The organism is Streptococcus oralis (assembly GCF_023110435.1).
GTDB classification, from domain to species: Bacteria; Bacillota; Bacilli; order Lactobacillales; family Streptococcaceae; genus Streptococcus; species Streptococcus oralis_CF.
On the sequence record NZ_JALDWB010000003.1, the window covers coordinates 39,413 to 61,466 of the forward strand.

21 protein-coding genes and 1 pseudogene are annotated in these 22,054 nt (G+C 42.1%); 18 read left to right on the forward strand and 4 right to left on the reverse strand.

From position 1 onward, the window contains the following. Positions 1–11: 11 nt before the first annotated feature. The 6 genes from M1F97_RS05560 (at position 12) to folK (ending at position 5,954) form a co-directional block, all read left to right on the forward strand. Positions 12–1,430 carry an NCS2 family permease gene (locus M1F97_RS05560; RefSeq protein ID WP_247944462.1) on the forward strand — a complete coding sequence of 473 codons (1,419 nt, stop codon included), beginning with the start codon at positions 12–14 and terminating at the stop codon, positions 1,428–1,430. A 52-nt stretch (positions 1,431–1,482) separates the two neighbouring features. Continuing rightward, complete coding sequence (locus M1F97_RS05565; protein ID WP_247944463.1) at positions 1,483–2,190, forward strand: CPBP family intramembrane glutamic endopeptidase; 708 nt, start codon at positions 1,483–1,485, stop codon at positions 2,188–2,190. A 103-nt stretch (positions 2,191–2,293) separates the two neighbouring features. Beyond that, on the forward strand, positions 2,294–3,238 hold the full coding sequence (folP, locus tag M1F97_RS05570) for a dihydropteroate synthase (protein ID WP_247944464.1): 945 nt from the start codon (positions 2,294–2,296) through the stop codon (positions 3,236–3,238). Position 3,239: 1 nt separating this feature from the next. Then, positions 3,240–4,541, forward strand: coding sequence for a bifunctional folylpolyglutamate synthase/dihydrofolate synthase (locus M1F97_RS05575; protein WP_247944465.1), 1,302 nt, complete (start codon positions 3,240–3,242; stop codon positions 4,539–4,541). Positions 4,542–4,544: 3 nt separating this feature from the next. Then, on the forward strand, positions 4,545–5,099 hold the full coding sequence (gene folE, locus M1F97_RS05580; RefSeq protein WP_247944466.1) for a GTP cyclohydrolase I FolE: 555 nt from the start codon (positions 4,545–4,547) through the stop codon (positions 5,097–5,099). 42 nt (positions 5,100–5,141) lie between these two features. Continuing rightward, the gene (folK, locus tag M1F97_RS05585; RefSeq protein ID WP_247944467.1) at positions 5,142–5,954 is read left to right on the forward strand and encodes a 2-amino-4-hydroxy-6-hydroxymethyldihydropteridine diphosphokinase; all 813 of its coding nucleotides are present in this window, start codon (positions 5,142–5,144) and stop codon (positions 5,952–5,954) included. Between the two features lie 46 nt (positions 5,955–6,000). Here the strand turns inward: folK and M1F97_RS05590 are convergent, their stop codons facing one another. Beyond that, positions 6,001–6,318, reverse strand: a complete 318-nt coding sequence (locus M1F97_RS05590) for a DUF960 domain-containing protein (protein WP_025170845.1) — start codon at positions 6,316–6,318, stop codon at positions 6,001–6,003. A 209-nt stretch (positions 6,319–6,527) separates the two neighbouring features. On the opposite strand from M1F97_RS05590, the gene ccpA reads away from it, so the two are divergent. Next, complete coding sequence (gene ccpA / locus M1F97_RS05595; RefSeq protein WP_001090631.1) at positions 6,528–7,538, forward strand: catabolite control protein A; 1,011 nt, start codon at positions 6,528–6,530, stop codon at positions 7,536–7,538. A gap of 40 nt (positions 7,539–7,578) precedes the next feature. On the opposite strand, the gene M1F97_RS05600 is transcribed toward ccpA, so the two are convergent. After that, on the reverse strand, positions 7,579–8,541 hold the full coding sequence (locus tag M1F97_RS05600; RefSeq protein WP_247944468.1) for an asparaginase: 963 nt from the start codon (positions 8,539–8,541) through the stop codon (positions 7,579–7,581). A gap of 65 nt (positions 8,542–8,606) precedes the next feature. Between M1F97_RS05600 and M1F97_RS05605 the strand changes: the two genes are divergently transcribed. Next, on the forward strand, positions 8,607–9,992 hold the full coding sequence (locus M1F97_RS05605) for a Cof-type HAD-IIB family hydrolase (RefSeq protein WP_247944469.1): 1,386 nt from the start codon (positions 8,607–8,609) through the stop codon (positions 9,990–9,992). A gap of 35 nt (positions 9,993–10,027) precedes the next feature. Here the strand turns inward: M1F97_RS05605 and M1F97_RS05610 are convergent, their stop codons facing one another. After that, positions 10,028–10,480, reverse strand: coding sequence for a universal stress protein (locus tag M1F97_RS05610; protein WP_000079160.1), 453 nt, complete (start codon positions 10,478–10,480; stop codon positions 10,028–10,030). Positions 10,481–10,647: 167 nt separating this feature from the next. Between M1F97_RS05610 and M1F97_RS05615 the strand changes: the two are divergent. The 5 genes and pseudogenes from M1F97_RS05615 to M1F97_RS05635 all read left to right on the forward strand — a co-directional run bounded on the left by M1F97_RS05615 (position 10,648) and on the right by M1F97_RS05635 (position 15,598). Further along, positions 10,648–10,946 (forward strand): annotated as a pseudogene (locus M1F97_RS05615) (hypothetical protein). A gap of 142 nt (positions 10,947–11,088) precedes the next feature. After that, positions 11,089–12,303: a pyridoxal phosphate-dependent aminotransferase gene (locus M1F97_RS05620; protein WP_000666480.1), complete on the forward strand. Its 1,215-nt coding sequence runs from the start codon at positions 11,089–11,091 to the stop codon at positions 12,301–12,303. 225 nt (positions 12,304–12,528) lie between these two features. Then, complete coding sequence (locus M1F97_RS05625; protein ID WP_084948409.1) at positions 12,529–13,113, forward strand: DUF2625 family protein; 585 nt, start codon at positions 12,529–12,531, stop codon at positions 13,111–13,113. A 245-nt stretch (positions 13,114–13,358) separates the two neighbouring features. Continuing rightward, positions 13,359–13,493, forward strand: coding sequence for a 50S ribosomal protein L34 (gene rpmH, locus M1F97_RS05630; protein WP_000831905.1), 135 nt, complete (start codon positions 13,359–13,361; stop codon positions 13,491–13,493). 143 nt (positions 13,494–13,636) lie between these two features. After that, positions 13,637–15,598, forward strand: a complete 1,962-nt coding sequence (locus M1F97_RS05635) for a peptide ABC transporter substrate-binding protein (protein WP_247944470.1) — start codon at positions 13,637–13,639, stop codon at positions 15,596–15,598. A 91-nt stretch (positions 15,599–15,689) separates the two neighbouring features. Here the strand turns inward: M1F97_RS05635 and M1F97_RS05640 are convergent, their stop codons facing one another. Further along, positions 15,690–17,534 carry an APC family permease gene (locus M1F97_RS05640; RefSeq protein WP_247944471.1) on the reverse strand — a complete coding sequence of 615 codons (1,845 nt, stop codon included), beginning with the start codon at positions 17,532–17,534 and terminating at the stop codon, positions 15,690–15,692. 151 nt (positions 17,535–17,685) lie between these two features. Between M1F97_RS05640 and M1F97_RS05645 the strand changes: the two genes are divergently transcribed. The 5 genes from M1F97_RS05645 to rsgA all read left to right on the forward strand — a co-directional run bounded on the left by M1F97_RS05645 (position 17,686) and on the right by rsgA (position 22,051). Continuing rightward, on the forward strand, positions 17,686–18,459 hold the full coding sequence (locus M1F97_RS05645) for a TatD family hydrolase (protein WP_247944569.1): 774 nt from the start codon (positions 17,686–17,688) through the stop codon (positions 18,457–18,459). Beyond that, complete coding sequence (gene rnmV, locus M1F97_RS05650) at positions 18,459–19,025, forward strand: ribonuclease M5 (protein WP_247944472.1); 567 nt, start codon at positions 18,459–18,461, stop codon at positions 19,023–19,025. The genes M1F97_RS05645 and rnmV overlap by 1 nt, the downstream gene beginning before the upstream one ends. A 546-nt stretch (positions 19,026–19,571) precedes the next feature. Next, positions 19,572–20,279, forward strand: a complete 708-nt coding sequence (locus M1F97_RS05655) for a dimethyladenosine transferase (protein WP_247944473.1) — start codon at positions 19,572–19,574, stop codon at positions 20,277–20,279. Positions 20,280–20,298: 19 nt separating this feature from the next. After that, on the forward strand, positions 20,299–21,171 hold the full coding sequence (gene rsmA / locus M1F97_RS05660; RefSeq protein ID WP_001216862.1) for a 16S rRNA (adenine(1518)-N(6)/adenine(1519)-N(6))-dimethyltransferase RsmA: 873 nt from the start codon (positions 20,299–20,301) through the stop codon (positions 21,169–21,171). A gap of 1 nt (position 21,172) precedes the next feature. Further along, on the forward strand, positions 21,173–22,051 hold the full coding sequence (gene rsgA, locus M1F97_RS05665; RefSeq protein WP_247944474.1) for a ribosome small subunit-dependent GTPase A: 879 nt from the start codon (positions 21,173–21,175) through the stop codon (positions 22,049–22,051). Positions 22,052–22,054 lie beyond the last annotated feature (3 nt).

The window sequence follows — 22,054 nt, forward strand, 5'->3', positions numbered from 1 at the left end:
GGAGATTAAACATGGACAAACTATTTAAACTAAAAGAGCACGGGACAGATGTCCGTACAGAGGTGCTTGCTGGTTTAACAACATTCTTTGCAATGAGTTATATTCTCTTTGTAAACCCTCAAATGCTTTCACAAACAGGGATGCCTGTTCAAGGTGTGTTCTTGGCAACGATTATCGGTTCTGTAGTTGGTACTTTGATGATGGCTTTCTATGCTAATTTGCCATACGCACAAGCACCAGGTATGGGATTGAATGCCTTCTTCACATTTACAGTTGTGTTTGGGATGGGCTATACTTGGAAAGAAGCTCTTGGTATGGTCTTCATTTGTGGAATTATTTCACTGATTATTACCTTGACAAATGTTCGTAAAATGATCATCGAATCCATTCCTACAACACTTCGTTCAGCTATTTCGGCTGGTATTGGTGTTTTCCTTGCCTATGTAGGGATTAAGAATGCTGGTCTCTTGAAATTCTCAATCGATCCAGGTACTTATACTGTAGCAGGTGAAGGAGCAGATAAGGCTCAAGCTGCACTTACTGCAAACTCAGCAGCTGTTCCAGGATTGGTAGACTTCAATACTCCAGCAGTATTGGTGGCTCTTGCAGGTCTGGCTGTTACCATCTTCTTTGTTGTTAAAGGCATCAAAGGTGGAATTATTCTTTCTATTTTAACAACGACTGTGCTTGCCATTGCTGTTGGTGTTGTGAATTTGTCAGGGATTGACTTTGCTAGCAACAACCTTTCATCAGCGGTTAATGATTTAGGAACTTTGTTTGGTGCTGCTCTGGGTTCAGAAGGTTTAGGATCTTTGATTTCAAACACTTCACGTTTACCAGAAACCTTGATGGCTATTCTTGCCTTCTCATTGACAGATATTTTTGATACAATTGGTACTCTTATCGGTACTGGTGAAAAAGTTGGTATCGTTGCGACAAGTGGGGAAAACCATGAGTCTGCTAAATTGGACAAGGCTCTATACTCTGACTTGGTGGCAACATCAGTAGGTGCGATTGCAGGTACTTCAAACGTTACGACCTATGTTGAGTCTGCGGCGGGTATCGGTGCTGGTGGACGTACTGGTTTGACAGCCTTAGTAGTTGCAATCTGTTTTGCTCTATCTAGCTTCTTTAGCCCGCTTCTAGCGATTGTTCCTACAGCTGCAACAGCACCAATTTTGATCATCGTCGGAATCATGATGCTTTCTAACTTGAAAAATATTCCTTGGGATGATATGGCCGAAGCAGTTCCCGCCTTCTTCACCTCTATCTTTATGGGATTCAGCTACTCTATCACACAAGGGATTGCTGTTGGTTTCTTGACATACACCTTGACAAAACTTGTCAAAGGTCAAGCCAAGGATGTGCACGTGATGATTTGGATTTTGGATGCCTTGTTTATCCTGAACTATATCAGCATGGCGCTATAAATGGTATAATATAAAAAGGGGGCTTCCCCTTTTTATTATAAGGAGGCATATCATGAAGAAAAAAAGTATCTGGCAAGAAATTCTGGATAGAGGAATATGGGTGTTAATTTTTTTAATAGGACTGGTGTTATCTCAACTTCCCTTAATTTTATCTGCCCTTTTATCCGCTAGACAATTCCCACTCCTCCAGTCAGGACTCTTGGTGGCTTTGCTGTCGGTCGCTATTCTAACTGTTTTTATCTTTAGTGCACGAAAAACAGAGATTGCGACCTTCAATCTTTCTTTTTTCAAGGCAAAAGATCTGGCCCGCTTGGTTTTGAGTTATTTGGTTATTTTCACAAGTAACTTATTCGGATCTGCCCTGCTTCGTCTGATGAATGAATCTACGACCAGCAATCAATCAACTATTAATAATCTGGTTCAGAATAGCTCGCTGATTTCTAGTTTTTTCTTACTGGTTCTGATTGCTCCCATTTGTGAGGAAATATTGTGTCGTGGAATTATCCCTAAGAAGATCTTCCGTGGGAAAGAGAAGTTGGGTTATCTTGTAGGTGCAGTCGTCTTTGCCTTGCTCCACACACCGACCAATCTGCCTTCTCTCCTTATCTATGGAGGAATGTCGACAGTTTTAACTTGGACAGCCTACAGAACAGAACGTTTAGAGATGTCGATCTTGCTTCATATGATTGTCAATGGTATTGCCTTTTGTTTGCTGGCTTTACTGGTTTTGATTAGTCGAAATGTAGGCTCGCCTTTTTAGACCATTTCCTTACTTGGAAAAGATGAATGCTGGCGTATCCATCTTTTTCTTTTTATGGTAAAATAGAGAAATAATGTGGTGAAAAATCTTGAGGAGTGACCGTATGTCCAATAAAGCTAGTCAGGCAAAAACAGCCATTTGCGGAATTATCAATGTAACCCCAGATTCCTTTTCGGATGGTGGGCAGTTTTTTGCTGTTGACCAGGCTCTTCAGCAAGCTCGTAAATTGATAGCTGAAGGAGCAAGTATGCTAGATATCGGTGGAGAATCGACTCGCCCTGGAAGTAGCTATGTTGAGATAGAAGAAGAAATCCAGCGTGTTGTCCCAGTCATTGAAGCTATCCGTAAGGAAAGTGATGTCCTCATTTCTATCGATACTTGGAAAAGTCAGGTGGCAGAGGCTGCTTTGGCTGCTGGCGCCAATCTGGTCAACGATATCACTGGCCTCTTGGGTGACAAAAAAATGGCTCATGTGGTTGCTAAGGCTGGTGCGCAAGTAGTCATCATGTTTAATCCAGTCATGGCTCGACCTCAACACCCTAGTTCGCAGATATTTCCTCGTTTTGGTTTTGGACAAGCATTCACAGAGGAAGAGTTAGCTGACTTTGAAAAAATGCCAATCGAAGATTTGATGACCGCGTTCTTTGACCGTGCTCTAGCAAGAGCGGAGAAAGCAGGGATTTCGAAAGGCAAGATCATGCTGGATCCAGGGATTGGCTTTGGTCTGACTAAGAAAGAAAATCTCCTTCTTTTACGGGACTTGGATAAACTCCATCAGAAAGGATATCCAATCTTTCTTGGAGTTTCGCGTAAGCGATTTGTCATCAATATCCTAGAAGAAAATGGTTTTGAAGTTAATCCTGAGACGGAAGTCGGTTTTCGCAATCGGGACACCGCTTCGGCTCATGTGACCAGTATCGCTGCGAGACAGGGTGTCGAAGTGGTGCGCGTGCACGATGTAGCCAGTCATAAGATGGCAGTTGAAATTGCGTCAGCCATTCGTTTGGCAGATGATGCGGAAAATCTAGATTTAAAACAATATAAATAAGATGAAAGAAATTAAAAACAATCAGTGGATTGCCCACTATCGGACGGACCAACCGCATTTTGGCTTGGAACGAATGGTAGAACTCCTAGCCCTGCGAGGTAATCCCCATCTCAAACTCAAGGTTATCCATATCGGAGGGACCAATGGCAAGGGTTCGACCATTGCTTTTTTGAAAAAGATGCTGGAAAAGCTAGGTCTGAGAGTTGGTGTTTTCAGCTCGCCCTATCTCATTCATTATACAGACCAGATTAGCATCAATGGGGAATCCATCCCAGAAGCGAGACTAGAAGCCCTCATGGCGGACTATGAGTCTTTGCTTGAGGGGGAGAAGGGTGCTGCTTTACAAGGAACGACAGAATTCGAGATTATCACTGCCCTAGCTTATGATTATTTTGCCACTGAAAAAGTTGATGTGGCCATCATGGAAGTCGGCATGGGTGGACTTCTGGATAGCACCAATGTCTGTCAGCCTATTCTGACAGGAATTACGACTATTGGCTTGGACCATGTAGCCCTACTTGGTGATACTGTAGAGGCCATAGCAGAACAGAAGGCTGGTATTATCAAGCAAGGCATTCCTTTGGTGACAGGTCGCATAGCTCCAGAAGCCTTGGCTGTTATTGACCGCATTGCGGAAGGGAAAGATGCGCCGAGACTTGCCTATGGGAGTGATTATCAAGTCAGTCATCAAAAGAGTGTGGTGACGGGTGAAATCTTTGATTATACCAGTTCTGTCAGACAAGGTCGTCTCCAGACTGGTCTGATTGGTTTGCATCAGATAGAGAATGCGGGGATGGCGCTTGCCCTCCTAGATACTTATTGTCAGGAGACTGGGCGAGAATTAGCAAGTAATGCCTTGGTTGCTCAAGCTTTGAAAGAAACCAGATGGCCAGGGCGTTTGGAGGTCGTGTCTAGTGCCCCCTTGCTGCTTTTAGATGGGGCCCACAATCCCCATGCTATCAAGGCCTTATTAGCAACCTTGCAAGAACGCTTTGCGGATTATCATAAGGAAATCCTTTTTACCTGTATCAAAACCAAGGCCTTGGAGGATATGCTGGATTTGCTAGAAACGGTGCCAGATAGTCAACTGACTTTAACCCATTTTGATGATAGTCGGGCGACTGATGAAAGCGTGCTGAAAGAGACAGCCAAGTCTAGAAATCTCAATTACCAAAGTTGGCAGGATTTTCTAGAGCAGAAATTGACAGATAAAAATGAAGAGAAACAAACAGTTAGGATTGTCACGGGTTCCTTGTATTTCTTGAACCAAGTGAGAGCCTACCTGATGGAGAGGAATAACTAGAGAATGGATACACAAAAGATTGAAGCGGCTGTAAAAATGATTATCGAGGCCGTCGGTGAGGATGCTAAACGCGAGGGATTACAGGAAACACCTGCTCGTGTAGCCCGTATGTACCAAGAGATTTTTTCAGGTCTTGGTCAGACTGCGGAGGAACATTTGTCAAAATCCTTTGAAATTATTGATGACAATATGGTGGTGGAAAAGGATATCTTCTTCCACACCATGTGTGAACACCACTTCTTGCCCTTTTATGGGAGAGCACACATTGCCTACATTCCAGATGGACGTGTGGCAGGCTTGTCCAAGCTAGCCCGTACGGTTGAAGTTTATGCTAAAAAACCACAGATTCAAGAACGGTTGAATATTGAAGTGGCCGATGCCTTGATGGACTATCTGGGGGCTAAAGGAGCCTTTGTTGTCATTGAGGCAGAGCATATGTGTATGAGCATGCGTGGTGTCAGAAAGCCAGGTACTGCGACCTTGACGACAGTCGCTCGTGGTCTATTTGAAACAGATAAGGACCTCCGAGATCAAGCTTATCGTTTAATGGGACTATAAAAAGAATCCGCTTCATGCGGATTTTTCTAGAAAGGACTAGTTATGGATCAACTGCAGATTAAAGATTTGGAAATATTTGCTTATCACGGACTCTTTCCAAGTGAAAAAGAGCTAGGGCAAAAGTTTGTCATTTCGGCGACCCTATCCTATGATATGACCAAGGCAGCGACAGACTTGGATTTGGCGGCTTCTATCCATTACGGCGAACTTTGTCAGCAGTGGACGACTTGGTTTCAGGAAACTACTGAGGATTTGATTGAAACGGTAGCCTATAAACTGGTAGAACATACCTTTGAGACCTATCCTCTTGTCCAAGAAATTGAGTTGGAACTCAAAAAACCTTGGGCTCCAGTGCATTTGCCACTAGATACCTGCTCGGTGACCATCCACCGTCGTAAGCAGCGGGCCTTTATCGCTCTAGGAAGTAATATGGGGGACAAGCAAGCGAACTTGGAGCAAGCTATTGACAAACTGCGAGCTCGAGGTATCCATATTCTCAAAGAGTCTAGTGTCTTAACGACTGAGCCTTGGGGTGGTGTGGAGCAAGATAGTTTTGTCAATCAGGTGATTGAAGTAGAAACCTGGCTACCCGCACCAGTCTTGTTAGAAACCTTGTTAGCCATTGAGTCCGAGATGGGACGGGTTCGAGAGGTGCATTGGGGGCCTCGTTTGATTGATTTGGACCTACTCTTTGTAGAAGACCAAGTCATTTATACAGACGACCTCATCTTGCCTCATCCTTATATAGCAGAACGCCTCTTTGTCCTTGAGTCGTTAGTGGAAATAGCTCCCCATTTTATTCATCCAATCTTAAAACAACCGATACGCTACTTGTATCAAGAATTAAACAAATAGAAAAAACTCTAGTTCCTCAGCAGTTTGCGCCGAGAAGCTAGAGTTTTTAAAATAGGTCATTTTCTTCAGGAAGGAGGATGGTTTCTTTCCCGTCCATGTCTAAAACAAGGACTTTAGGAGGGTAAAGAGGATCAAAAGGATGATTAAAATCAAAGTCGATACTAGTCGGCAGGTGCTGACTAGAGAAATGGAAGGTGATGGTTCCCTCGTTGTTTAGTAGTTGAAATTCTAGTTCCTCTTCTAATTCAAAGACATTTTTCAAAAAATGATCGATAATAAACCATAAAGAATCGATAACATCGTCAGGCAAGCTGGTCACAACACCAAAACTGGCCGAACGTCTCTGAGTATTTGTAAAAGCCATAAACATTCCCTCCCTCCTTTTATTTTTCCTTATCATACAGCAAAACATCCCAAAAATCAAGAAATCGTACTCGCTTTTTCAAAATGGGAATAGGTTGTGAAATTTTTTCAAAGTTTCTCTAAAAAATACTTGAAAGTGTTTACAATAAGTGATAAAATGGAGTAAGCAGATGTATGAAAGCGAAATTTTCAATATAGAAAGGAAACAGAATGAACACAGATGATACAGTAACGATTTATGATGTTGCCCGTGAAGCTGGGGTTTCAATGGCAACTGTTAGCCGTGTAGTGAATGGCAACAAGAACGTCAAAGAGAATACTCGTAAAAAAGTTCTAGAGGTGATTGATCGTCTTGACTACCGTCCAAATGCGGTAGCGCGTGGCTTGGCCAGCAAGAAAACTACGACAGTTGGTGTTGTGATTCCAAATATCACTAATGGCTATTTTTCAACCCTAGCCAAGGGGATTGATGATATTGCAGAGATGTATAAGTACAATATCGTCCTAGCCAACAGTGATGAAGACGATGAAAAAGAAGTTTCAGTAGTTAATACTCTCTTTTCAAAACAGGTTGATGGGATCATTTTTATGGGCTATCACTTGACTGAAAAGATTCGTTCAGAATTTTCTCGTTCTCGGACACCAGTTGTCCTTGCAGGAACGGTGGATATTGAACACCAGTTGCCAAGTGTTAATATTGACTACAAACAAGCAACGATTGATGCAGTAACTCATTTGCTTCAGGAAAATGAAAAGATTGCCTTTATTAGTGGACCACTTGTTGATGATATTAACGGCAAAATTCGATTGATTGGTTACAAGGAAGCATTGAAAAAGGCAGGAATCCCTTATAGCGAGGGCTTGGTATTTGAGTCTAAATACAGCTATAATGATGGCTATGCCTTGGCAGAGCGCTTGGTTTCTTCACAGGCTACAGCTGCAGTTGTGACAGGTGATGAATTGGCTGCGGGTGTGTTAAATGGCTTGGCAGATCACGGTATTTCTGTACCGGAAGAGTTTGAAATCATTACGACAGATGATTCTCAAATTGCACGATTCACTCGTCCAAACTTAACGACAATTGCTCAACCTCTATACGACCTTGGTGCTATAAGTATGCGTATGTTGACCAAGATTATGCATAAGGAAGAATTGGAAGAACGTGAAGTTCTCCTACCTCACGGCTTGACAGAACGTCGTTCGACACGAAAACGTAAATAGAAAAAATCAGGGAATCGAGAAGATTTCCTGATTTTCAATTTTAACCTTCCATGTAATTGCGAAGTTCTTGTCCTTTTAGTCCAGCATTAAGGGCAATTAATAATTTGAGGCGAGCTTTTTGAGCATTGAGTTCTTTGACAAAGAGAACACCAGAATTTTGTAATTGAACTCCTCCCCCTTGGTAGGCATAAACAGGTTCAGCAATTCCGTTAAAACAACGTGAGACCAAGGCGACTGGGATTCTTTTTTGGAGGAGACTTTCTAATTTTTGAGCTGTTTCTTTGGGTACATTACCTGCTCCAAAAGCTTGAATGACTAATCCATCTAGGTGATCTAGGTCAAGCATATCAATCAGCTCGTCTGTCATACCGGCATAGGCAGAGATGATGGGAACCAGACCTTGAATATGTTCGAGATCAAAACGGACACGAGGCTCAGCTGTTTTGAAGTAGAGGATTTCTTGCTTCATGATAAGACCGAGAGGCCCGTGAGTAGGAGTTTGAAAGGTACCGACGTTGGTCGTATGGGTTTTGGTAACATACTTGGCCGCGTGGATTTCATCATTCATGACGACCAGCACACCCTTGTCGGCTGCTTTGTCATCGCTGGCAACTCGTAAAGCACTCAGATAGTTGTATACACCGTCGCTACCGAGTTCGTTGGAACTACGCATAGCTCCAGTTAGAACGATGGGCATGTGTGGGATTTCCATGGTATCAAGGAAGTAGGCAGTTTCCTCTAGCGTATCTGTTCCATGTGTGATGACAACCCCATCGTAGTGGTCTGCTTCCTCTTTGATTTTATGATAGAGTGCAAGCATATGCTTGGGTTTGATATGGGGACTCGGCAGATTAAAAAAGTCTAGGGCATAAACCTCAATCCCTTCAAGCGGATTGGAAACATGGTTCATGGGATTGTCCTGACTAGTTACAACTGCTCCAGTGGCGTCTGCTTGCATGGAAATAGTCCCACCTGTATGTAAAACAAGGATTTTCTTAGGCATGATTTACTCACTCTCTCTGAAATGTGGTATAATCATTGTAACACAAAAGGGGAGAATGGGATAGGATGGAAGTCAAAGCTGTTTTTTTTGATATCGATGGAACGCTAGTCAACGATCGTAAGAGTGTTTTGAAATCCACTAAGGACGCGATTAGGATTGTGAAAGAACAAGGGGTGCTTGTTGGAGTGGCAACAGGACGGGGGCCTTTCTTTGTCAAGAAATTGATGGATGACTTAGATCTGGATTTTGCAATAACTTATAACGGACAATATATCTTTAATAAAGAAAAAGTCTTATTTGCTAGTCCAATTGCTAAGTCAAGTCTGCGTCAACTGATTGCCTATGCTAAAAAGGAGCGTAAAGAAATCGCTCTTGGAACCGAGCATGCTGTTGTTGGTTCGAAAATTATGTCATTTGGTCTCGGATCCTTTTCACAGCTTGTTAGCCGTTTCATTCCAACTGGCTTAACAAGAACCGTTAGCCGTTCCTTTAATCGAATGGTCAGCAAGGCAGTTCCTCAAAAGGAAGATGACCTACTTCGTTTGATCAATGAGCCAATCTATCAAGTGTTAATGCTGATGACACCCGAAGAATCTGAGAAAGCTGCAAGTGATTTTGAAGATTTGAAATTGACTCGAAGCAATCCCTTCGCTGCGGATATCATCAACCAAGGGAATTCCAAACTAGAAGGCATTCGTCGAGTTGGGAAAGAGTATGGTTTTGATCTCAACCAAGTCATGGCCTTCGGAGATTCAGACAATGACCTGGAAATGTTGGCAGGTGTTGGTATGTCTGTAGCTATGGGAAATGGCAGTAGCAGCGTCAAAGAAGTTGCCAAGCACATTACAGCAAGTAACCAACAAGATGGCATCCACAAGGCGCTCGAGCACTTTGGTGTTTTGGCTTCAGAAAAAGTGTTTGTCAGTCGGGACTACCACTTTAATAAAGTCAAGACCTTCCACCACATGATGGATGAACGGACGCAGGAAGAGCCACAAGCATGGGATATTGAAGGGGCGACCCATCGTGCAGACTTTAAAATTGAAGAATTAGTAGAGTTTGTCCGCGCGGCAAGTTCTTCGGAGGAAGAATTCCAGCAGGCACTTAACAGCATGCATGCGGCACTTGATAAGGCGGCCGAAAAGGTGAGGCAAAAAACGCCTGCCCAAAAAGATCTAATCGGTCAGGTTGATGCCCTAATCGATACACTGTATTTTACTTACGGCAGTTTTGCCCTGATGGGAGTGGATCCAGAACGCATCTTTGATATTGTGCATGAGGCAAACATGGGGAAGGTTTTTCCTGATGGAAAAGCCCATTTTGATCCAGTTACACATAAAATCTTAAAACCGGATGACTGGGACGAAAAATATGCTCCAGAACCTGCTATCAGAAAGGAACTGCAGCGTCAGCTCAAGGCTTATGAGCGACATAAAGAGAGAAATAAGTAAGAAAAAAGGGAGCCTAGCAGGCTCCTTTTGTGTTCCTATAATGTTTTTTCTTGTTCTCTCACGACGAGCAAATCAACTTTTGCGTGGCGGAGGATGTATTCAGATGAAGAGCCAACCAAGAGGCGTTCAAAGGCATTAAGACCTGTTGCACCGACGAGAATCAGGTCAACATTTTCTGCGTCTGGAATGGTACGGGCAAGGAGGGTTTTCGGATTTCCCATTTCGATGACGATGTGAATATCCGTCACGCCCGCATCTCTCGCACGCTTTTCGTACTCCTTCATCAGACTTTCAGCGTCGACTTGGAGTTCTTCGTAAACTTCAGCATCAAAGGTAGACACGCTTTGAAGAGCGCGTGTGTCAATAACATGGGCAATGGTGAGCTTGGAATCATTGCGTAGAGCAGTGTAAACACCTTTAACAAAAGCCAAGTCTGCCTCTTTAGAACCATCAATTGCAACCATAACATTTTGGTAACGTTGTGCCATAATGAAACCTCCTGAAATTTTCTTACTTTTATTGTAATCCTTTTCACTAAAGAAGTAAAGTAAAAATCATATTTAAATAAATATTATCGGAGATTCGATTTGGTGGAGATATGTTAAAATAAAAGAAAACGGGATAGTAGGAAACACAGTGAGAGGAAGGAGAAAGTATGAAAGATTCTGTTCAAGCTTCTAAAAAATAAGTTTTCTTTATCATGGAATTATCCTTGCGTCACTTGTAGGAGAAGTAGTGATGCTTTGGCAGCTGGAAAGAGTCGTGCCCGTTCTCTATCCAGGTTTTGTTGGCTTTCTTCTCTTTCACTTAGTCTACCACATCATTTTATTTGTGATTGCAAAGAGAAGTGGTCGCTTGGACTATTTGGTCACGTGGGGACTCTTTCTCATGTTTAATCTTTTGTATGATTCCTTTTTAGCATTGGTCTTCCTAGGTTTGTCTTTTGGTATGTGAAAAATGATTCTTCCTTCTAGTTATTTAGACGGTGAGAACCTAGTCGTTGTGAGTTTTTTCTTTGTTTGCTCATTTCAAGAAACTTGTCGCAATCCCTTTCTAGTGGTATAATGTTACTATCTCGATGAATTGAGGAAACAAGATGAAAGAATATAACAAGTCTAGCAAGCTAGAGCATGTTGCCTATGATATCCGTGGCCCTGTTTTGGAAGAAGCTATGCGGATGCGAGCAAACGGAGAAAAGATTTTACGCCTGAATACAGGAAATCCAGCAGAATTTGGCTTTACAGCGCCAGATGAGGTCATTCATGACTTGATTATGAATGCGCGTGATAGTGAGGGATATTCTGACTCCAAAGGAATTTTCTCAGCCCGTAAGGCTATCATGCAGTATTGTCAATTGAAGAACTTCCCAAATGTGGATATTGATGATATTTACCTTGGAAATGGAGTCAGTGAGCTGATTGTTATGTCCATGCAGGGGCTTTTAGACAATGGAGATGAGGTCTTGGTTCCTATGCCAGATTATCCTCTCTGGACAGCTGCGGTCAGCCTAGCCGGGGGAAATGCCGTTCACTATATCTGTGATGAAGCTGCAGAATGGTACCCAGATATTGACGATATCAAGTCAAAAATCACTTCCAATACCAAGGCAATCGTCCTTATCAATCCGAACAACCCAACTGGAGCCCTTTATCCTAAGGAACTCTTGTTGGAGATTATTGAAATCGCTCGTCAAAACGATTTGATCATCTTTGCGGATGAGATTTATGACCGTATGGTGATGGATGGGCATGTGCATACGCCTGTGGCGAGCTTGGCACCAGATGTCTTCTGTGTCAGCATGAACGGTCTTTCGAAATCCCACCGTATCGCTGGTTTCCGTGTAGGTTGGATGGTCTTGTCTGGGCCTAAAACCCATGTTAAAGGCTATATTGAAGGTCTCAATATGCTGTCTAATATGCGTCTTTGCTCCAACGTTTTGGCCCAGCAAGTCGTACAAACCTCGCTAGGTGGGCACCAGTCAGTGGACGAATTACTCCTTCCTGGTGGTCGCATCTATGAGCAAAGAAACTTTATCTATAATGCCATTCAAGATATTCCCGGTTTATCTGCAGTTAAGCCAAAGGCGGGTCTTTATATCTTCCCTAAAATTGACCGCAATATGTACCGTATCGATGATGATGAACAGTTCGTTCTTGATTTCTTGAAACAGGAAAAGGTTCTCTTGGTTCATGGTCGCGGCTTTAACTGGCAAGAACCAGACCATTTCCGCATTGTTTATCTTCCTCGTGTAGATGAATTAGCACAAATCCAAGAAAAGATGACTCGTTTCTTGAAACAGTATCGTAGATAAGGGTTCTATAGGGTTCAGCTAGATTTTAGCGTTTTATCTCAGAGAAAGCGAACGTTTTTATGATTTAAACGTTACCTCTCTGAGATTTTTATTTTCTTGGAAGAATACTGGGCAGGTATAACATCTTAAAAGATTAGAATTTATTATTAGAATCTTTAATATTACAAACATTAGTAACTATGAACTACAAGAGTAAAGATGAATAGTGGAGAATAGGTAAATAAAATGCTAACTATGAGAGAGATTCTTGAAAAATTTGATGAAAGTTCCAATGATATTAAGTTTTTAGAATTTAATAAAAAAATAACGGATACTATAGAAACACCACAAGAACTGAAGTTTATCCTAGAACATTTTTCTTATATAACTGTTAATGGTTATTTAAAGATTTTGGGGAATGATTCAGAGAATGGCTTTAGCTACTGTAATGAATTGTTTTCAAAATGTTATAATCCTAATCGTTGTTTGATAGCTTATGATATTTTGGGTGGTCTATTTGCAATAAATATTGAAAAATTAAATTCAATAGAATATTTTACCCCCGATACATTAGAATGGGAGGATTTGGAGATAGATTATAAGGGATTTTTATATTGGGTGACTACAAATCAGTTAGACCTATTTTATCAAGAACTTATAGTATCAGATTTGTTCAAATTAGATTTATCGCTTGAAACGAATGAAGTTGTTTTGACCTATCCATTTATGTGGTCAATGGAGTACACTCCATCAGGTGCAGTTAGAAAAATAGTTCCTTTTAAAGAATTGTTAGAAATGAATGCTGATTTTTGCAGACAGTTTGGGATATGAAATCGGTGGATTCAATATAGGAAATGTATGTTAGCAAGAATTATTTTTTACTGATTTATTCGCATCTGAAGAGAATGTTACTCTTAACTGTTTCTGATAAGGGCTTTCATAGGAAAAGCTAGAAAACATTTGCCTGGAGCTATTGACAAAAGTGGCAGAATCAGATAGAATAGTAAAGTATGTTTAGTAACTGATCACTTTATAGCCGGCTAAACGAATACAAAATCTATGAGGAGGTATTCATCGTGAAACGTACTTATCAACCAAGTAAACTTCGTCGTGCGCGCAAACACGGATTCCGTAACCGTATGTCAACTAAAAACGGTCGTCGCGTATTGGCAGCTCGTCGTCGTAAAGGACGCAAAGTTTTGGCTGCATAATCCAAACGAATTCAACAAAGAAGTCAGTAGGAACTCGAGTCTACTGACTTTTCTTTTTCCTATAATATCAGTCTGTAAATGCTTTATATTTTTTCTGAAATAGTGTATAATATTTCACATACTATAAAAAATGGAGAACAGTTATGAAGAAATCAAAAGCCCTCCTACTAGGGGCTGGAATTTTGAGCGCAAGCTTCTTGATGGCGGCTTGTAGTTCGGCACAATCAAATACAGATAAAACCTACTCATATGTATTTGCCAGCAATCCAGATACATTAGACTATATCACTTCGACACGTGGTTCAACCTCTAGCATTACGACAAACTTGATTGATGGTTTGTTGGAAAATGATAAATATGGCAACCTCGTTCCTTCTATGGCGCAGTCATGGACAGTATCAAAAGACGGTTTGACCTATACCTACAAAATCCGCCAAGGGGCTAAGTGGTATACCTCTGAAGGAGAAGAGTATGCTGAAGTGACAGCACATGACTTTGTGACGGGTCTTAAGTATGCAGCGGATAAAAAGGCTGAGAACTTGTACTTGGTACGGGATTCAATCAAAGGTTTGGCAGATTATGTCGAAGGGAAAACATCTGACTTTGAGACGGTTGGAGTCAAGGCAGTGGACGACTATACTCTTCAATACACTTTGAACAAGCCAGAGTCTTATTGGAATTCAAAGACAACAGGGGGGATTTTGAGTCCTGTCAATGAAGCCTTTTTGAAATCAAAGGGTGATGATTTTGGAAGTGTTACCCCATCTAGTATCCTGTCAAATGGGCCATACTTGTTCAAGTCTTTCACATCAAAATCTTTAATTGAGTTTGAAAAGAACCCTAATTACTGGGATAAGGATAATGTGAAAATTGAGAAGGTAAAGCTTTCCTTCTATGATGGTTCAGACCAAGATAGTTTGGCTCGAGGATTCTTAGAAGGCAACTACACAGATGGCCGTATCTTCCCGACAAGCTCTGTCTTTGACCAGTTGAAAAAAGGGAATGAAGATAAGATTACCTATACTCCTCAGGATGCTGTGACTTTCTACTATCTCTTCAATGTCAACCGTCAAAGTTACAATCAAACCATGAAACAGACGGATAAAGAAAAGACGGATTCTCGTGCAGCTATGCAAAACAAGGACTTCCGTCAGGCGATTAACTTTGCCTTTGACCGTCATGCCTACGCCGCACAGACAAATGGAGAAGATGGAGCTGACCGTATCCTTCGAAACACAGTCACACCAAGCAATTTTATTCAAATTGGTGGGAAAAACTTCGGAGATGCTGTCAATGAAAAGATAGTCAACTATGGTTCAGAGTGGGCCAATGTCAATCTAAACGACGCTCAGCCTGCCTTCTTGAATGCTGATAAAGCCAAGGCAGAATTTGCCAAAGCCAAAGAAAGCTTACAGGCAGAAGGTGTGATCTTCCCTATCCATTTAGACATGCCGGTGGATCAGACTGCTAAGTTGGATGTACAACAAGCCAGTTCTTTCAAGCAGACGGTTGAGGAGACACTTGGATCAGATAATATTGTTATCGATGTGATTCAACTTTCTCCAGACGAGAAAGACAATGCAACCTTCTTTGCTGACACAGCTGAACAAAAGGACTATGACATCGACATCTCAGGCTGGAGCGGAGATTACTCTGATCCTAAGACCTATCTTGACCTCTTGGATCCAGACTCTGGTTCTCAGCTAAAAAATCTTGGCTTGACTCCAGGAAAAGACAATGATGTTAAGGAAAAAATCGGTCTCTCTACCTACAAGAAGTTGTTGGATGAGGCAGATAAAGAAGTTGAAAACACTCAGGTTCGCTATGAGAAATTTGCCGAAGTTCAAGCTTGGCTAACAGATAGTGCTCTCTTTCTGCCAGTTCAAAGTGGAGGAGCTAATCCAATCTTCCGTAAGACTGTACCGTTCACAGGAGCCTTCTCATTCGTTGGACACAAAGGGGATGCGGACAACTACAAATACCTTGAGTTGCAAAAAGATCCCGTGACTGCGAAACAGTACCAAGAACTTTATGAAAAATGGCAAAAAGAAAAAACTGAGTCCAACAAAAAAGCTCAAGAAGATTTAGCTAACCACATTCAATAATATTCCTAGTCATGCTTTTTAGTTAAGCATAGTGGCTGGATTCAGAAAAAGGCCCCACCAGACGCTTTTTGGTTCTGGTAGGGCCTTTTCTTTATTCTTTTAAGTGATAAGAGTAGCTAGCGACAACGACGTCTTCGTGCCATCTGAGAGCGTATTTTAGTTTGAGGCTCATTTGATTGTGCAGGATATTTTGCCAAGGCTTGTTAGGGATGAACTGTGGTACAAGGACTGTAACGGTGTAGTTTTTTTGCTTAGCTTCTTGGGCGATTCGTTTGACATACTTAACACTAGGGGTGATGATGTCGCGGTAACTGGTGTTGATATTCTTCAGAGTGATATTTGGGAAGTAGTCGGCAAATTCCTGAAGAATTTCTTGGTCTTTTTCTGCCGTTTCTTTAGTAGAAATGTGCATGGCTAACACTTCATCACCGATACTTTGAGCGTAGTTAATGGCTCCGACACTGACTCTGGTAACATTTCCTACTAGGACAAGGACAAGGTTGCCGTCATAAGTGCGCTTTTCAATTCCTTCGTAGAGTCGTAGCTGTTTTGCCACTTTTTGGTAATGGCTGTGAATGGACAAAAAGAGGAAAGTTAGAACTAGGATAATTGGGAAGAAAGGCCAGATATCACCCAGTCTGAAGAGGAGTAAAATGAGGACAATGGCATAACAAATGATGGCCCCAAGGATATTAGCGAAGGCAGATTTTAAGAAGTTTGCTCCTTTTTCCTTTTTCCAATGGCGAATCATCCCAGTCTGAGAAAGGGCAAAGGGAACGAAGACTCCGATAGTATAAAGAGGAATCAAGCGTTCAGTATTCCCATTAAAAATGAGAAGAAGGATCATAGCTCCAAAAGCCAGAGTTAAGATACCGTTGGAGTAGCCAAGGCGATCCCCTTTTTCCATAAAGAGATGGGGCATGTACTTGTTTTTGGCCATATTGTAGGACAGCATAGGGAAGGCTGAAAAGCCAGTATTTGCAGCTACGGCTAGAATCAAGGCTGTCGAGAACTGGAAGAGATAGTAGCTAGCATGACCAAAGAATGAATCACCAAGAATGCCCTTGGCCATTTGCGAGAGGATGGTTTCTCCGTGTTGAGGCGTGATACCCATCCAGTAGTTTAGGAAGGTAATGCCTGCAAAAAGAAAACCTAGAATGAGTGACATGATGGTCAAAGTCTGAGCAGCATTCTTTTCTTTCGGAGTTTTGAAAAATGGTACCGCATTTGAAATAGCTTCAACCCCTGTCAGAGAGGCAGAGCCACTGGTAAAGGCTCTTAGTAGGAGAACGATGGAAAGGCTCGGAACAGTTTGTCCAATGGTTGAAGTCGCCTGATAGTTTAGGGAACCTGTAAATAGTTGAAAGAACCCATAAAGTAAGAGAAAGACGGTACTGAAGATAAAGAGGTAGACGGGAATCATCAGAGAGCTGGCAGATTCTTTCAAGCCTCTTAAATTCAAGAGCATGAGCAGGCAGACTAGGAAAATAGAGATATGAAGATTGTAGGGATGGAGGGCAGGGATGGCTGCAGTAATAGCATCAGCTCCAGACGCAACGGATACGGCTACTGTCAGCATATAGTCAACAAGGAGGCTGCCTCCTGCAATTAAACCTAGTTCAGGGGAGAGATTTTCCCGAGTGACCATATAAGCCCCTCCACCTTGAGGATAGGCATGAATGATTTGACGATAGGAAATGGTCAAACTAGCGAGGAGTAAGAGGACAAAAATACCGATAGGGAGGCTCCACCAAATAGCGAGAGGAGAGAGACTGACTAAAACGAGAATGACTTGTTCAGGTCCATAGGCAATAGAAGACAAGGCATCACTGGATAACATTGCAAGTGCCTGCATTTTTCCAAGTAATCCCCCTTCGCCGTTTGTGAGAGACTTGAGTGGTCGACCGATAAAGGTATATTTTAATTTTCTAAACATTTTCTTTTCCTTTGCTGAAAATTTCAATAAGTGTTATTATACTGCTTTGAAAAAGAGCAGTCAAGGGAGAATGATTGGTATTAGAATATTTTTACAAGCCGAGGGATGCTATTTTTGGTATAATAGATGGAAGAAAATGAGGTTAGAAGAGATGATTTTTGATACGCACACACATTTAAATGTAGAAGAATTTGCAAGACGTGAGGCCGAAGAAATCGCCTTGGCTGCTGAGATGGGCGTGACTCGGATGAACATTGTTGGTTTTGACAAGCCGACCATTGAACGTGCCCTGGAGTTAGCAGATGAGTATGAACAACTCTACGCGACTGTTGGCTGGCATCCGACGGAAGCAGGGACATACACAGACGAGGTCGAAGCTTACTTGCTTGAAAAGCTAAAACATCCCAAGGTTGTTGCTTTAGGTGAGATTGGTCTAGACTACCATTGGATGACAGCACCTAAGGAAGTACAGGAGCAGGTTTTTCGTCGTCAGATTCAGCTGTCTAAGGACTTGAATTTGCCCTTTGTGGTCCACACTCGTGATGCGCTAGAAGATACTTATGAGATTATCAGGAGCGAGGGCGTTGGTCCTCGTGGTGGGATTATGCATTCATTTTCAGGCTCTTTGGAGTGGGCTGAGAAGTTTGTCGAGCTTGGCATGACCATTTCTTTCTCAGGAGTGGTGACTTTTAAGAAAGCGACGGATATCCAAGAGGCTGCTAGGAAACTTCCTTTGGTTAAAATACTCGTTGAGACAGATGCGCCTTACTTGGCACCTGTTCCCAAGCGTGGTCGCGAAAACAAAACAGCCTATACTCGCTATGTGGTGGACTTTATCGCCGACTTGCGTGGGATGACGACCGAGGAGTTAGCAGCAGCAACGACTGCAAATGCAGAGCGTATCTTTGGATTGGACAGCAAGTGATGAAAGAAAAAATTTCCCAAGTCATCGTAGTCGAAGGTCGCGATGATACGGTCAATCTCAAACGCTACTTTGATGTAGAGACCTACGAAACAAGAGGTTCCGCAATAAATGACCAAGATATAGAGCGCATTCGTCGCTTGCATGAACTGCATGGAGTCATTGTTTTTACAGATCCAGATTTTAATGGGGAGCGGATTCGGCGCATGATTATGACGACCATTCCAACTGTGCAGCATGCCTTTCTCAAACGAGATGAAGCGGTTCCCAAATCCAAGACCAAGGGACGTTCTCTGGGAATCGAACATGCTAGCTATGAGGACTTGAAAACAGCGCTGGCTCAGGTGACAGAGCAGTTTCAAAACGAGAACGAGTTTGACATCAGTCGCAGCGACTTGATTCGCCTTGGTTTCCTAGCGGGAGCAGACAGTCGTAGGCGTAGAGAGTATCTAGGCGAACAGCTCCGCATCGGCTATTCCAACGGCAAGCAACTCCTCAAGCGCTTAGAGTTATTTGGGATAACCTTGGCAGAAGTGGAAGAGACTATGGAAAGTTATGATAATAGCTAGATAGCCCAAAAATACAAAGGGAATGTGTTACAATAGAGGTACTTAGATTTATTTTGATAGCGTTCAAATAGAAACTTATAAGGACAGAGCGAAATGAAAATACAAGTTGACAGAGAGTCTATCTGCATGGGGATGATGTTTTTTCTCATCAGATGGATCTTGATATCCCGGAGGATATGACAGTTGAGGAGCTTTGTAGTTTTCTTCAAAAGGACAGATATTTGCCTAGATTGGATACAGAGTGGCTTCTCCGACATGGTGGGCAGACAATAAGAAGCTATCATACAGAAACAAAAGAACTGACGAATCCCAGTATCTATTTAAAAGACCTGATTCATCAGAGTTCTAGAGGAAATGAATTTGTTTGGATATATCGCCGTTCCTAATAGAAAAGAGAATAAATGATTTTCTTAAAAGATAATGAATGAAAATTAGAACAATATGCATTGACTTTTTGACAACAAGAGGTGATCTAAACAGTTGGCCCTGTTTGGAGTGACTTTGACGGAAGGTAAAGCCTTCATAAAAATGGTGAAAGGAAACGATATGGCAAATAGAAGTTATATTTACTTAAAAAACGTAGATGAAGCCCGTATTCTAACACAGGGAATTTACACAATACCTTATTTTTGGCAATTGTTTTGGGATGAAGAAGATTTAAAAGCTCCTATTGCTCTCTGGGAAACAGCAGAAAAACTCGAAGAAGATGAAGAGGAAGCAGAAAAGTTTTACCAAGAGCAGAATGTAGATATCTTACTTTCTATTAAAAAATTCCAGCAAAATGCCCTCCAAAATCGGTCTTTTTTAGAAGAAAATGCCCCGCAAGCCTTGCAACTATATGATGCCTTTGTTCGTTATATTCTTGCAAATGTCAAAGACGGTGATGTGCTTGGATTTGATGTTTTGGATGTAGTTTTTATGAATCAAGTGTCTGTAGTTTCTGATAAACTGTTAAAAAATATCCGAGCTATTCAGGAAAATCAACCAGAAGATTTGGATTTTTCTCTAACGGATAAGAACTTAATTGGCCTTGCTATGGGTTTTCCTGATTATTATGCTTCAGAATTATTGCCAGAAGACAATATTCTAGATTCGGTTGCCTATCAGGATGAATTGAAGAAAATGAACCCCCAAGAAGATAAGAAAGCGCTTGATATGACTGGATCCGATTCAAACAAGCATCGTATTCATTTTGTGTTTTGGATTGTATTGATACTAGGAATTATGTGGGTTCTATATATTGTTTTTAGCTAATAAATAGAAAAGAGAATAAATGAGAATTGCAGATTATAGCGTGACCAAGGCAGTGCTGGAGCGTCACGGTTTTACCTTTAAAAAGTCCTTCGGGCAAAATTTCCTGACGGATACCAATATCCTTCAAAAAATCGTGGATACAGCTGAAATTGATGATCAGGTTAATGTCATCGAAATCGGGCCAGGGATTGGTGCCTTGACAGAATTTTTGGCTGAGCGTGCAGCTCAAGTCATGGCATTTGAGATCGATCACCGTTTGGTACCGATTTTGGCAGATACCCTGCGTGATTTTGACAATGTAACAGTAGTCAACGAGGACATTCTCAAAGTTGACTTGGCCCAGCATATCCAGAATTTCAAAAATCCTGAATTGCCGATTAAGGTAGTTGCCAATTTGCCCTACTATATCACAACGCCTATTCTCATGCATTTAATCGAGAGTGGCATTCCTTTTAGTGAATTTGTCGTCATGATGCAAAAAGAAGTGGCGGATCGCATCTCAGCACAGCCCAATACCAAGGCTTACGGTAGTTTGTCGATTGCTGTTCAATATTACATGACAGCAAAGGTTGCCTTTATCGTGCCTCGTACGGTCTTTGTACCAGCACCAAACGTGGACTCAGCTATCTTGAAAATGGTGCGCCGTCCAGACCCTGCCGTAGCAGTGGAAGATGAACAGTTTTTCTTTAAGGTTTCCAAGGCTAGCTTCACTCATCGTCGCAAGACCTTATGGAACAATTTGACAGGCTACTTTGGGAAGACCGAAGAAATCAAGGACAAACTGACCAAGGCTTTGGACCAGGCAGGCTTATCTCCATCTGTGCGTGGGGAAGCTCTCAGCTTAGAAGAGTTTGCCAGCCTAGCAGATGCGCTTAAAGGACAGGGACTCTAAGATGCAGGGACAAATCATTAAAGCCTTAGCAGGATTCTACTATGTAGAGAGTGATGGTCAAGTCTATCAGACACGTGCGCGTGGGAATTTCCGTAAAAAAGGTCACACACCCTACGTCGGAGACTGGGTAGATTTTTCTGCTGAGGAAAATTCCGAAGGTTATATTCTCAAGATTCACGAACGGAAAAATAGCCTGGTCCGTCCGCCTATTGTCAATATTGACCAAGCTGTGGTGATCATGTCCGTCAAGGAACCGGACTTCAACAGCAATTTGCTGGATCGCTTCTTGGTTCTTTTGGAGCACAAGGACATCCATCCCATCGTCTATATTTCTAAAATGGATTTGCTAGAGGATAGGGAAGAATTAAGTTTTTATCAACAAACCTATGGTGCTATTGGTTACGACTTTGTGACCAGTAAGGAGGAACTCCTGCCTTTGTTGACAGGGAAAGTGACGGTCTTTATGGGCCAGACGGGTGTTGGGAAGTCAACTCTTCTCAACAGAATTGCACCAGATCTCAATCTTGAAACAGGAGAAATCTCAGACAGTCTAGGTCGCGGTCGTCATACCACTCGAGCTGTTAGTTTTTACAATCTCAATGGTGGGAAAATCGCAGACACGCCAGGATTTTCATCACTGGATTATGAAGTGTCAACGGCTGAAGACCTCAATCAGGCCTTTCCAGAGATTGCCAGTGTCAGTCGAGACTGTAAGTTCCGTACTTGTACCCATACCCATGAGCCGTCCTGTGCGGTCAAACCAGCTGTTGAAGAGGGTACTATTGCCAGCTTCCGTTTTGCCAGCTACCTACAATTTCTCAGTGAGATTGAAAATCGCAGAGAAACCTATAAAAAAGTCAGCAAAAAAATTCCAAAATAAGGA